10 protein-coding genes are annotated in these 11,659 nt (G+C 58.8%); 3 read left to right on the top strand and 7 right to left on the bottom strand.

Going from position 1 to position 11,659, the window contains the following annotated elements; translation table 11 throughout:
• Nucleotides 1-138: 138 nt before the first annotated feature.
• Together BARVI_RS04970 and metA are read right to left on the bottom strand one after the other, a co-directional pair.
• The gene (locus tag BARVI_RS04970) at nucleotides 139-1,980 is read right to left on the bottom strand and encodes a peptidase U32 family protein (RefSeq protein ID WP_025278174.1); all 1,842 of its coding nucleotides are present in this window, start codon (nucleotides 1,978-1,980) and stop codon (nucleotides 139-141) included.
• A complete protein-coding gene (gene metA / locus BARVI_RS04965) occupies nucleotides 1,977-2,894 on the bottom strand; it encodes a homoserine O-acetyltransferase MetA (protein WP_025278173.1) in 918 nt (305 codons plus the stop codon). The genes BARVI_RS04970 and metA overlap by 4 nt, the downstream gene beginning before the upstream one ends.
• Before the next feature lie 285 nt (nucleotides 2,895-3,179).
• Here metA and BARVI_RS13560 point away from each other — a divergent pair, with 285 nt between their 5' ends.
• Nucleotides 3,180-3,311 carry a hypothetical protein gene (locus BARVI_RS13560; protein WP_262483818.1) on the top strand — a complete coding sequence of 44 codons (132 nt, stop codon included), beginning with the start codon at nucleotides 3,180-3,182 and terminating at the stop codon, nucleotides 3,309-3,311.
• A gap of 152 nt (nucleotides 3,312-3,463) precedes the next feature.
• On the opposite strand, the gene BARVI_RS04960 is transcribed toward BARVI_RS13560, so the two are convergent.
• Both BARVI_RS04960 and BARVI_RS04955 read right to left on the bottom strand, forming a co-directional pair.
• Nucleotides 3,464-3,757: a Dabb family protein gene (locus tag BARVI_RS04960; protein ID WP_025278172.1), complete on the bottom strand. Its 294-nt coding sequence runs from the start codon at nucleotides 3,755-3,757 to the stop codon at nucleotides 3,464-3,466.
• 14 nt (nucleotides 3,758-3,771) lie between these two features.
• Nucleotides 3,772-5,388 (bottom strand): ABC-F family ATP-binding cassette domain-containing protein, encoded by a 1,617-nt coding sequence (locus BARVI_RS04955; protein ID WP_025278171.1) that lies wholly within the window; start codon nucleotides 5,386-5,388, stop codon nucleotides 3,772-3,774.
• A 180-nt stretch (nucleotides 5,389-5,568) separates the two neighbouring features.
• On the opposite strand from BARVI_RS04955, the gene trmD reads away from it, so the two are divergent.
• Nucleotides 5,569-6,243 (top strand): tRNA (guanosine(37)-N1)-methyltransferase TrmD, encoded by a 675-nt coding sequence (trmD, locus tag BARVI_RS04950; protein WP_025278170.1) that lies wholly within the window; start codon nucleotides 5,569-5,571, stop codon nucleotides 6,241-6,243.
• Here the strand turns inward: trmD and BARVI_RS04945 are convergent.
• Genes BARVI_RS04945 through gnd form a run of 3 tightly spaced genes read right to left on the bottom strand, consistent with a single transcriptional unit; the run spans nucleotide 6,235 to nucleotide 9,965 of the window.
• Nucleotides 6,235-6,960 carry a 6-phosphogluconolactonase gene (locus tag BARVI_RS04945; RefSeq protein ID WP_025278169.1) on the bottom strand — a complete coding sequence of 242 codons (726 nt, stop codon included), beginning with the start codon at nucleotides 6,958-6,960 and terminating at the stop codon, nucleotides 6,235-6,237. The two genes, trmD and BARVI_RS04945, sit on opposite strands and share 9 nt — an antisense overlap.
• A complete protein-coding gene (zwf, locus tag BARVI_RS04940) occupies nucleotides 6,957-8,480 on the bottom strand; it encodes a glucose-6-phosphate dehydrogenase (RefSeq protein ID WP_025278168.1) in 1,524 nt (507 codons plus the stop codon). The genes BARVI_RS04945 and zwf overlap by 4 nt, the downstream gene beginning before the upstream one ends.
• A 6-nt stretch (nucleotides 8,481-8,486) precedes the next feature.
• Complete coding sequence (gene gnd / locus BARVI_RS04935; protein ID WP_025278167.1) at nucleotides 8,487-9,965, bottom strand: decarboxylating NADP(+)-dependent phosphogluconate dehydrogenase; 1,479 nt, start codon at nucleotides 9,963-9,965, stop codon at nucleotides 8,487-8,489.
• Nucleotides 9,966-10,135: 170 nt separating this feature from the next.
• Between gnd and BARVI_RS04930 the strand changes: the two genes are divergently transcribed.
• Nucleotides 10,136-11,641: a potassium/proton antiporter gene (locus BARVI_RS04930; RefSeq protein ID WP_025278166.1), complete on the top strand. Its 1,506-nt coding sequence runs from the start codon at nucleotides 10,136-10,138 to the stop codon at nucleotides 11,639-11,641.
• Nucleotides 11,642-11,659: the final 18 nt, after the last annotated feature.

The raw sequence follows: 11,659 nt of genomic DNA, 5'->3' as shown, positions 1-11,659 counted from the left end.
TAAATAATAAAAAAACGAAATGAAGGGTTGTTTCTCTCTTCCCCGTTGAGGGTTGGGTGCATACACGACCTGTCCGCACCTGTGGGGAAGTTGGAGTGACGGAGGTCGTGAATGGTTTATGAATTGTAATCGTGTGAGTTATGCTTGATTCCCTTGCTGCTCTTCCCGTTGCAGGGTCATTTCGCAAGCCTTGCAGTCGAAATGAAGGGTGAGCCGTTCGCCCTTGTAGAGCAGGGTGAGCGGTTCGGGCAGCTCTTTCCCGGCCGGCGTCTTTTTGCAATACCCCAGCATGTGGCGTATGCAGTGGCGGGTGAACATGAGCGGTACCCCCTTGATCGGACGACTCTCGAAGGCCGGGTCGATATGTGTCACGCCGTGCTCCCGGTAGAATGTCTCGGCCAGGTGGTTCGACACGTTGCCCAGGTAGTTGAGCGAACTTTGCGGGAAGCGGGCCGACCGATCTTCGGGCTGCCGGCGTTCGGGCCGGTAGGCCAGCCGGCGGGCCCGGTCGAGCCATTCGACTCCCTGCTGCCGCAGCTTCGACAGGGTCGATGCCGGAATGAAGAGGTTCTCGTCTATGTCGAGGTCGATGTGGGTGGCGGTGTAAATCGAGGTACCCAGTTTGCCCAACTGTTTGCGCTGATTTTCCTGTTGCGGGGTGCGGGCCGGCTGGTGCGGAGTATCCTCGCGCACGGTTACCCGCAGGCCGCACTCGTCGGTCAGGTCGAGGGCAAAGCCGTCGGGCACGGCATAGAGCCGGAGGGATACCCCCACGCGACGGTCGGCCGTGGGGCGGGTCAGCTGTTTCTCAAACTCGAAATCGAGGTTGCGGTAGAGTGTCGTGTGGGGTGCGATGCTGACGTGTGTGGCGGGGAAGATGCGGTTCCCCTCGGCCCGGTTCACACGCACCCCTTCGAACTCACCCCGGGGGTTGACGTAGCAGAGGCCGTCGCCGTTGTGCAGCGCCGTGGTACCGGCCACGACAAACGAGTTGCGGTCGGTCTGTTTCACCTCGCCTACATATTCGCCCAACGACTTGGGGGTGTCGGGCGAGGCGATGGGGGCGGCGGTGCGACCGTCGAGGAAGTAGTGGGTGAAGCCCCGGTTGAAGCTCTTTTCGAGACGGGGCGTAAAGTCGATGGTCGAGGCACCCGTCGAGGAGCGCCGGTATTCGGGGCGCCGCTCGAAGATGCGGTCGAGCGCCTGCCGGTAGTAGGCGGTGCAGTTCTTCACATAGGCCATCTCTTTGAGACGCCCCTCGATTTTCAGCGAAGAGACACCGGCATCGAGCAGCTCTTCCAGCCGGTCGCTCTGGTTGAGGTCGCGCAGCGAGAGCAGGTGCTTGCCGCGGGCCACGATGCGTCCGCGCCCGTCAACGAGGGTATAGGGCAACCGGCAGTACTGAGCACACTCGCCCCGGTTGGCACTGCGGCCGCACATGGCTTGACTCAGGTAGCACTGCCCGCTGTAACTCACGCACAGGGCCCCGTGTACGAACACTTCGAGCGGCACCTGCACGGTGGAACTGATGGCCCGGATTTCGTCGAGCGAAAGTTCGCGGGCCAGTACCACCTGCGAGAATCCGCACCGTTCGAGAAATTCCACCTTGGCGGGGGTGCGGTTGTCGGTCTGGGTGCTGGCATGCAGGGCGATAGGGGGAATGTCGAGCCGCATGATACCCATGTCCTGCACGATAAGGGCGTCGGCTCCGATGCGGTAGAGCTGGCCGATGAGGCGCTCGGCCTCGCCCAGCTCGTGGTCGTAGAGCAGGGTGTTGAAGGTGATGTAGACGCGGGCGTCGAAGCGGTGAGCCAGGTCGATGAGTCCGGCCAGATCGTCGAGGCTGTTACCGGCTGCCGAGCGGGCCCCGAATCGGGGAGCCCCGATGTAGACGGCATCGGCCCCGTGGAGGATAGCCTCCTTTCCGATTTCGGCATTCTTGGCCGGGGCCAGCAGTTCTATGCGACGTGAGGTAGTCATCGGATATCGTTGAGGTTATAGGGCGTTTGTTGGTATACAAAGTAGTTGAGCCAGTTGGTGAAGAGCAGGTTGGCATGGCCCCGCCAGGTGACCACGGGAGCGTTGTTCGGGTCGTCGCCGGGGTAGTAGTTGCGGGGAATGGCGATGTCGAGCCCCTTGGCCCGGTCGCGGCGGTACTCGATGTCGAGCGTGAGAGCCGAGTATTCGGAGTGGCCGGTGATGAAGAACTCGCGGCCGCCGCGGGCCATCACCAGATATACCCCGGCTTCGTCCGACTCGGAGAGTATCGTGAGTTCGCTGTTCTTCTCGATGTCGCAGCGGCGCACCTCGGAGTAGCGGCTATGCGGCACCTCGAAGCGGTCGTCGAACCCGCGGAAGATGGGGTTCTTCTCGTCGTGCTTGTAGTGGGAGAATACCCCGAACAGCTTTTGCGGCAGCGGGTGTTTGGGTATGCCGTAGAAGTGGTAGAGCCCCGCCAGGGCTGCCCAGCAGATGTAGAGGGTCGAGGTGACGTGGGTGTGGGCCCAGTCGAAGATGTCGACCAGCTCGTCCCAGTAGTCGACCGCCTCGAAATCGAGCCGTTCGACCGGTGCGCCGGTGATAATCATGCCGTCGTAGTTGTAATTGCGTATCTCGCTGAAATCCTTGTAAAAGGTGTCGATGTGCTCGACAGGCGTGTTGTGCGAGATGTGCCCCGAGACGTTCATCAGGTCGAGTTCGATTTGCAGCGGCGTGTTCGAGATGAGGCGCAGCAGATCGGTCTCGGTGACAATCTTTAACGGCATCAGGTTGAGAATGAGTAGTTTCAACGGACGAATATCCTGTGTCGATGCACGCAGGTCGTCCATGACGAATATGTTTTCGGCTTTGAGAATCTCGACAGCCGGCAGCGATGACGGAATTTTTACAGGCATGGTTTCGCAGGGTTTGTTGTCATGATTTCTGTCAGTACAAAAGTATAAAAAAATGGCGTGGCGGTAAAATCTTTCTTGTTGTGGATTTAATCAATTGATAATTATTTGGTTGATTGCTCTTTCGGGCGGAAATACTCACCTTCTGAAATATAAAATACATGAAAAAGCAACATATTTTTTATGTTGTACAACATATTTTTCGAGGAAATGGTATTATATTTGTACCGTAAAAAGAGAAAAAACAAACCGTTTTCCACAACGGGTGGAGAACAAAAAGGCTGAATTATGAGGAAAGAACAAATGACAGTAGAGATGCTTCGGTATCAGATAGCGAAGTATCGTGCCATGGGCAACGGTCCCATGTGCCAGGAGTTGACAGCCCTGTTGCAAAAAAAATTGGCAACGGCGGTTGCCTGACTTTTAGAAAATGAGAGAGGCTTGCACCTCGTGTGATGAGCTTGTGATATAGAGCGAGAGCGAAAGCGTGGGTTTTATCCCCGTCTTTCGCTCTCGTTTTTTTTGTGTCAGGTGCGGCTGTTGCTCCGAGCCGTATCGGCAGGTGTCGACCCTCAGCAGGTGTAGTCGACGCAGGCACGGTCGGCCTTGTGGCCGGCAAGCAGACCGGCGGCAGCTACGTGAGCCGGGTGCTTGGCATAGGTCTCCACGTCGGCCATGCAGTCGACGGTAGCGGTGAGCACGACGTCCCAGCTCTCGGCGGGATTCTCGTTGATACCCACTTCGATGCTTCGCAGCACGTCGATTACGGCGGGCAATTCGAGCAGGGCGTTTTTGAACCGGGTGGCTACCTCTTTGCGTTCCTCGGGGGTGCCGGTAAGTTTGAAAGTGACAATGTGTTTTACCATAACCGAATATCTTTTTATAAGTTGTACAATCGTTCGCGGGCGGCCTGCACCTTCTCGTCGGTGATGTAGTCGTCGTAGTCCATCATCTTGTCGATGATGCCGCCGGGGGTGAGCTCGATGATGCGGTTGCAGACCGTCTGGATAAACTCGTGGTCGTGCGACGAGAGCAGCACGTTGCCCTTGAAGCTCTGCAACGTGTTGTTGAAGGCCTGTATCGATTCCAGGTCGAGGTGGTTGGTGGGCGAGTCGAGTATCATGGTGTTGGCGTTTTTGAGCATCATGCGGGCAATCATGCAGCGCATCTTCTCACCACCCGAGAGGACCGATGCCTTTTTGAGCAGCTCCTCGCCCGAGAAGAGCATGCGACCCAGGAATCCCTTGATGTAGAGCTCGCTCGTGTCGTCGGAGAACTGGGAGAGCCATTCGATCAGGTTCATGTCGGTATTGAAGAAGGCGCTGTTGTCGAGCGGCAGGTAGGCCGTGGTGATGGTCTGTCCCCACTCGTAGGTGCCCGCATCGGGTTTCAGGTTGCCGTTGATGATCTCGAAGAGGGCGGTCATGGCTCGTGGGTCGTGCGAGATGAAGGCCACCTTGTCGTCCTTCTCGATGGAGAAGTTCACGTCTTTGAAAAGCAGTGTGCCCTCGATCGACTTTTCGAGCCCTTTTACTTCGAGAATCTTGTTGCCCGGCTCGCGCGACGGGGTGAAGATGATGCCCGGGTAGCGGCGCGACGAGGGTTGAATCTCCTCGACGGTGAGCTTTTCGAGCATCTTCTTGCGGCTGGTGGTCTGTTTCGACTTGGCCACGTTGGCGCTGAACCGCTGGATAAATTCGAGCAGCTCCTTGCGCTTCTCCTCGGCCTTCTTGTTCTGTTGCTGCTGTTGGCGCAGGGCCAGCTGGCTCGATTCGTACCAGAAGCTGTAATTGCCGGCGAAGAGTTGCACCTTGCCGTAGTCGATGTCGACCGTGTGGGTGCACACCGAGTCGAGGAAGTGACGGTCGTGCGATACCACCAGCACCGTGTTCTCGAAGTTGGCCAGGTAGTTTTCGAGCCACATCACCGTTTCGAGGTCGAGGTCGTTGGTAGGCTCGTCGAGCAGCAGGTTGTCGGGGTGGCCGAAGAGGGCCTTGGCCAGCAGCACGCGCACCTTTTCCTTACCGCTCAGGTCCTTCATGAGCATGTAGTGTTTGTCCTCCTTGATGCCCAGACCGCTCAGCAGCGAGGCGGCGTCGCTCTCGGCATTCCACCCTTCGAGTTCGGCGAACTTCTCTTCGAGTTCGGCGGCCCGTATGCCGTCGGCATCACTGAAATCGGGTTTGGCATAGAGGGCGTCCTTCTCCTGCATGATGTCCCACAGCACGGTATGGCCCATGAGTACGGTGTTGATGACGGTAAACTCGTCGAAGGCAAAGTGGTCCTGACTCAATACCGAGAGGCGCTCACCCGGTCCCAGCGTGACGGTGCCGTGCGTGGGTTCGAGCTGGTTGCTCAGGATACGCATGAGGGTCGATTTCCCGGCGCCGTTGGCTCCGATAATGCCGTAGCAGTTCCCCGGGGTGAACTTCAAATTAACGTCTTGGAAAAGAACTCTTTTACCAAATTGAATACCTAAATTGTTTACCGTTATCATCTTATACCTGTTTTTCAGGCCGCAAAGGTAGTGCTTTTTTTCGAGATATGAAATTTCGGGTTGAGTTGCAACGCTATAAAATAAAAGGATTAACTGGTAGAGGGCGGGTAAGATTCGGCCTGCGGGTTTGCGAAACCGGGGGGAAAAGGCTACATTTGCAGCCAAATTGAGAGTGTTATGATGCGTATCGATATTATCACCGTATTACCCGAATTGTTGCAAAGTCCGCTGAATTACTCCATCTTGAAGCGGGCGCAGGATAAGAAACTGGTTGAGATTGTGGTGCACAACCTGCGCGACTATTCGCTCGACAAGCACCGTAAGGTCGACGACTATCCCTTTGGGGGCGAGGCCGGTATGGTGATGCAGATCGAGCCGGTCGACCGGGCCATCACCCAGTTGAAGAGCGAGCGGGAGTACGACGAGGTCATCTTTACCACCCCCGATGGCGAGCAGTTCGACCAGCCCATGGCCAACCAACTCTCCATGGCGGGCAATCTCATTATCCTCTGCGGCCACTACAAGGGCATCGACTACCGCATTCGCGAACACTTCATCACCAAGGAGGTGTCGATAGGCGACTATGTGCTCACCGGTGGCGAGCTGGCGGCGGCCATCATGTGCGATGCCATCGTGCGGCTTATTCCCGGCGCCATCGGCGATGAGCAGTCGGCCCTCTCCGATTCGTTCCAGGACAACCTGCTGGCTCCTCCTGTCTACACACGCCCTGCCGAGTACAAGGGGTGGCGGGTGCCCGATGTGCTGCTCTCGGGGCACCAGCGCAAAATCGACGAGTGGAAGCACGAGCAGTCGCTCGAACGCACGCGTCGGCTGCGTCCCGACCTGTTAAAATGAGAGCTCCCGGTTGAATAATCCTATTTCGCTGAAAATCGTGGCTCGTGACGTGTGTGCCAAGATGTAGGTGGCCGGGGTTACGACGCCGTCGGGGCGGGCGGTCAGCCGGTGCAGCAGTTCCTTTTTCCGGTTCCCTACCAATGCAATGAGAATTTCGCGGGAGGCGAGTATCACTTCGCCGGTCTGCGTCACCCGGTATTGCCCGGTGGCAGGGTGTTGCGACACGGCGTAGAGGTCGTCGCTCTGCAACAGGCTGTGGTCGAATATCGAGGCCACATGTTCGTCCTCGCCGATACCCAGCAGGGTGCAGTCGAATCGGGGCAGCCCCTCGCGGTTGGGCAGACGGTCGGCTATCAGGCGGGCATATCGCTCGGCCTCCTGTGCGGGAGGTTCCTCGCCGTGAATGCGGAAGATGTGTTCGGCCGGTATTCCCACCGGTTTGAAAAAGAGCCGGTGGGCCCAATAGTAGTTGCTCTCTTCGCTGTCGGGCGGCACACACCGCTCGTCGACCCAAAAGAAAAGTACGTTTTTCCAGCGGGCCGGGTCGGAGTATCGGGTGCGCCACACGTCGAAGAGCTGCCGGGCCGTCTCGCCACCCGAGAGGGCCAGGTAGAAGGGCTTACGGGTGCGGGCGGCCACCGAGACGAGCAGCGCCTCGGTGAGGGCGATGAGCGCCTTGGAGGCGTCGGGGTAGAATTGTACGAGGGTGGGGTTCATGGGCGCAAATCGGGATTACAGCAGGAACAAACAGACTCTTCGAGCAGATAGGGGTCGGCATTGATGCGGGAGATGACCTCGTGGGGTATCTTGCAGCCGGCCGGATAGGTGATGAGCCCCTCGTCCTTCTCCTGTTCCCAACAGTCGAGCAGGGGAGCCAGAAAGTGCCAGCTCAGTTCCAAGGCGTCGCTGCGCGAGTAGAGCAGGGCGTCGCCTCGCATGGCATCGAGCAACAGCCGTTCGTAGGCCCCGGGCAGACGTGTGGTGGCGAGTGACTTGTAGAAGAAATCCATGCTCACCTGGCTCACCTCGAAATTGCTGCCGGGTTGTTTCAGCCCGAAGCGCAGGCGAATGCTCTCGTCGGGTTGCAGGGTGATGACCAGCTGGTTGCACGAGTTGCCGCAGCACTGCCCCGGGAAAAAGGTGCGCGGAGTATTGCGAAAGTGAATGACCGCCTCCGACCGCTTCTCGGCCAGCCGTTTGCCGGTGTAGATGTAGACCGGCACGTCGGCCCACCGCCAGTTGTCGATGAAGAGTTTCAGGGCGACGAAGGTCTCGGTGGCCGATTGCGGGTCGACGTGAGCCTCCTCGCGGTAGGCGGGTACCTGTTGCCCGTCGATGACGCCGGTGGTGTATTGTCCCCGTAGCGTGTGGCGGGCGATGTCGTCGCGCGAGAGCGGACGCAGCGAGCGGAACACCTTGCTTATTTCGTCGCGAATGGCCTCGGGTTCGAACGTGGCCGGCGGCTCCATGGCGATGAAGGCCATGATTTGCAGCAGGTGGCTCTGCACCATGTCGCGCAAGGCTCCGGCCGAGTCGTAGTAGGAGCCGCGCTGCTCTACGCCCAGCGTTTCGGTAGCCGTGATTTCGATGTGGTCGATGTAGTTGCGGTTCCACAAGGGTTCCCAGATGGCGTTGGCAAAGCGCAGCACCAGTATGTTCTGCACCGTCTCTTTTCCCAGGAAGTGGTCGATGCGGTAGATTTCCCGCTCGGGGAAGATGCCGCCGAGCAGGCGGTCGAGATGTCGGGCTTCGGACTCGTTGCTGCCGTAGGGCTTTTCGATGATGATGCGCCGCCACCCTTGCTTCGAACGGTTCTGGTGGTGAGCCTGAATGAAGGGGGGAATAATCGAGTACATGGTGGGCGGCGTGGCCAGGTAGAAGAGCAGGTTGTCGTCGATACCGGCGGCGTTGCGCAGCTGTTCGATTTCCCGGAAGAGGGCCCCGTAGGCCTCGCCCTCGGTCGTCTCGCAGACGATGTAGTAGACACAGCGCAGGAAGCTGGTGAGGTGGGGATTGTCGGTCGTATAGGTCTTGCCGCTGCGGAGCATCGATTCGTAGAGCGATTGGCGGAACTCCTCGGTATTCTGGCGGGTGCGGGCTACCCCCACGATGAGAAATTTCTCGGGGAGGAGCTTCCGCTCGAAGAGTTCAAACAGGGCGGGCATGAGTTTGCGGTGCGTGAGGTCGCCCGAGGCACCGAAGATGACCAGTATCTGGCTGTCGGGTATCTTGTTCATAAGGCGTCAATCTTTATGGGGAGAATCGATAGATGAGGAGGGGCGGGAGTCGTCGGCCGGTTCCCGTCGGGACCAGTCGGTGTGGAAGAGTACCCCTTCGGGGGCATCGGTCCGTTCGTACAGGTGGGCGCCGAAGTAGTCGCGTTGGGCCTGTATGAGGTTGGCCGGCGACTTGGCGCATCGCCAGCTGTCGAAAGCCGTCAGTGCCGCCGTGGTGGCCGGCAGGGCTATCCCGGCCGAGAGTGCGGCGCTCACCACCCGCCGCCAGGAGGGGAGACAGAGACTTATCTTCTCGCGGAAGTAGGGGTTGAAGAGCAGCGGCTCGTAGTGGCCGGTCTGCCGGTACACGGTGGCAATCTCGCGGAGGAAGCGCGACTGTATGATGCACCCCTTGCGCCAGATGGTGGCCAGGGTCGAGAGGTTGAGGTGCCAGTCATACAGGCACGACATCTGGTAGAGCAGGTCGAATCCCTGGGCGTAGGCCATGATTTTCGAGGCGTAGAGGGCGTGGTGCAGGTCGTCGACACCGAGTGCGAGAATGGGGGCGGGGTCTGCGTCGGGATAGAGCCGGTGCGCCCGGGTGCGCTCCTGTTCGCGAGCCGACAGGAACCGGGCAAAGACGGCCTGGGTCGTTACCCCCAGCGGGGTGGCGCTGTCGAGCGCCGCTTCGATGCACCATTTGCCGGTACCCTTCTGCCGGGACCGGTCGGCAATCCGGTCGATCAGGTAGCCGCCGTCCTCCTCCCGATAGCGTAGGATAGGAGCCGTGATGCCAATCAGGTAGCTCTCCAATACTCCCCGGTTCCAGGCCTCGAAGGTGCGGGCCATCTCGTCGTGGTTGTTTTTCAGTTTGATTTTCAAGAGCGAATAGCTCTCGGCGATGAGTTGCATGTCGCCGTATTCGATGCCGTTGTGTACCGTCTTGACCAGGTGTCCCGAGCCGTCGGGACCAATCCAGGAGCAACAGGGGGTGCCGTCGTCGAGATGGGCCGCGATGGCTTGCAGCAGCGGCAGTACCTCGACCGATACCGTCTCGTCGCCGCCCGGCATGATCGAGGGGCCGTGCAGGGCACCCTCCTCGCCGCCCGAGATGCCGCACCCCACCAGGTAGATACCCTTCTCGCTCAGGGCTTTCTGCCGCCGTCGGGTGTCGCGGTAGTCCGAGTTGCCGCCGTCGATGATGATGTCGCCCTGTGCCAGCAGGGGCAGCAGGGCCGTTATCATCTCGTCGACCGGTTCGCCGGCCTGTATCATCAGCAGAATCTTGCGGGGCCTTTTGAGCGATTCGACCAGTTGGTCGAGCGAGTAGGTGGGCCGGAACTTCTTCCCTTCGCCCACACTGGCCAGAAAGCGGTCGACCGCCTGCGGCGTGTGAGGGTGCAGCCGGTTGTAGAGCGATACCCGGTATCCCTTCGACTCGATGTTGAGGGCCAGATTCTCGCCCATGACGGCGAGTCCGATGAGCCCGATATCCGATTTTTCCATACCTGTTTCGTCGATTAAATACGTTGTTTATTAAACACTTTTTCCCCTCTTTTGTTCAGAAGGGAAGAACGGTTGCCCCGAGCGAGGAGAAAGGCGGCTGGCGAATTGGCAGTCTCGTCCTTTTTGCGTATCTTTACCCCAGTTTTTTAAAAGATTGAACAGATAATTTTATGGTTATCAGTCCCGAAAATGTATTGTTGGTAGGAGCGATTCTCCTCTTTCTGAGTGTGCTTGTAGGTAAAACGGGGGCCCGGTTCGGGGTTCCTGCCCTGTTGCTGTTTCTGGGAGTGGGTATGCTGGCCGGTTCCGATGGCTTCGGAATCCATTTCGACAGTGCGCCGATGGCCCAGTTCATCGGGACGGTGGCTCTTTGTATCATACTTTTCTCGGGTGGTATGGATACCTCCTACCGGGAAATCAGGCCGGTGCTCGCACCCGGTGTGACGCTGGCCACGCTGGGGGTGCTGATGACGACGGTCATCACCGGATTCTTCATCTATTCGCTGGCCGATTTCCTGCCCGGCGATTTCCAGTTGGGTTTGCTCGAATCGATGCTGCTGGCGGCCGTCATGTCGTCGACCGACTCGGCTTCGGTCTTTTCGATTCTGCGGTCGAAGGGCATCTCGCTGAAAGAGCGGTTGCGCCCCACGCTCGAATTGGAGAGCGGCAGTAACGACCCCATGGCCTACATGCTCACGCTGCTGCTTATCCAGATTATCGAAATCGGGTCGGTCGATTGGGGCGACGCCATTCTGTTGCTGGTGTTGCAGCTGGTTGTGGGGGCGGCGGCCGGGTTTGCCCTGGGGTATGCCATCGTGTGGATTATCAACCGCATCGATGTGCCCAACGAGTCGCTCTATCCCGTCCTGCTGCTGGCCTGTGTCTTCTTCGTGTTTGCCTTTACCAATCTGTTGCAGGGCAACGGCTATCTGGCCGTGTATATTGCCGGACTGGTGGTGGGGAACCGCAAATTGGTGCACAAGCGCAGCCTTACCACCTTTTTCGACGGTTTCACCTGGCTGTTCCAGATTGTGATGTTCCTCACGCTGGGTCTGCTGGTCAATCCCTCGGAGCTGCCCGCCGTGGCCGGGGTGAGTCTGCTGGTGGCCCTCTTCATGATTGTGGTGTCGCGTCCCCTCTCGGTCTTTGTGAGTCTGCTGCCCTTCCGCAAGTTCACGACCCGGGCCCGGGTCTACATTTCATGGGTGGGTCTGCGCGGAGCCGTGCCCATCATCTTTGCCACCTATCCGCTCATGTCGGCCGAGATACCCAATGCCCGCATGATTTTCAACGTGGTATTCTTTGTCACCATCGTCTCGTTGCTGGTGCAGGGCACCACCGTGAGTGCTATGGCCCGTTGGCTGGGGTTGATTGGCAAGAGCGAGGAGAAGGAGATTTTCAACGTGGCGCTGCCCGACGAAATCAAGTCGGCCATGAGCGAAATCGAACTTACCGCCGAGACGCTGGCGGGCGGCAACAAGCTGATGAACCTCTCGTTGCCCGACAACACGCTGGTGGTGATGGTCAAACGGGATACGCACTATTTCGTGCCCAAGGGGCACACCCAGCTCGAACCGGGTGACCGGCTGCTGGTCATTTCGGACAACGACGAGGAGTTGCGCCGCAGCTACGAGAGCTTGGGTATCAGCCGCTACACCATGCGCAAGAACCGTTGAGACCGGCTCGGATAGCCG

This window comes from Barnesiella viscericola DSM 18177, from assembly GCF_000512915.1.
In the GTDB taxonomy this organism is placed as follows: domain Bacteria; phylum Bacteroidota; class Bacteroidia; order Bacteroidales; family Barnesiellaceae; genus Barnesiella; species Barnesiella viscericola.
The sequence above is the reverse complement of the archived record's forward strand: the minus strand, read 5'-3'. Positions and strand labels throughout refer to the sequence as shown.

Excerpts from the sequence above, each read along its gene's own strand:
- BARVI_RS04970 (WP_025278174.1), bottom strand. The coding sequence starts at position 1,980 with ATGACTACCTCACGTCGCATAGAACTGCTGGCCCCGGCCAAGAATGCC.
- metA (WP_025278173.1), bottom strand. The coding sequence starts at position 2,894 with ATGCCTGTAAAAATTCCGTCATCGCTGCCGGCTGTCGAGATTCTCAAA.
- BARVI_RS13560 (WP_262483818.1), top strand. The coding sequence starts at position 3,180 with ATGAGGAAAGAACAAATGACAGTAGAGATGCTTCGGTATCAGATAGCG.
- BARVI_RS04960 (WP_025278172.1), bottom strand. The coding sequence starts at position 3,757 with ATGGTAAAACACATTGTCACTTTCAAACTTACCGGCACCCCCGAGGAA.
- BARVI_RS04955 (WP_025278171.1), bottom strand. The coding sequence starts at position 5,388 with ATGATAACGGTAAACAATTTAGGTATTCAATTTGGTAAAAGAGTTCTT.
- trmD (WP_025278170.1), top strand. The coding sequence starts at position 5,569 with ATGCGTATCGATATTATCACCGTATTACCCGAATTGTTGCAAAGTCCG.
- BARVI_RS04945 (WP_025278169.1), bottom strand. The coding sequence starts at position 6,960 with ATGAACCCCACCCTCGTACAATTCTACCCCGACGCCTCCAAGGCGCTC.
- zwf (WP_025278168.1), bottom strand. The coding sequence starts at position 8,480 with ATGAACAAGATACCCGACAGCCAGATACTGGTCATCTTCGGTGCCTCG.
- gnd (WP_025278167.1), bottom strand. The coding sequence starts at position 9,965 with ATGGAAAAATCGGATATCGGGCTCATCGGACTCGCCGTCATGGGCGAG.
- BARVI_RS04930 (WP_025278166.1), top strand. The coding sequence starts at position 10,136 with ATGGTTATCAGTCCCGAAAATGTATTGTTGGTAGGAGCGATTCTCCTC.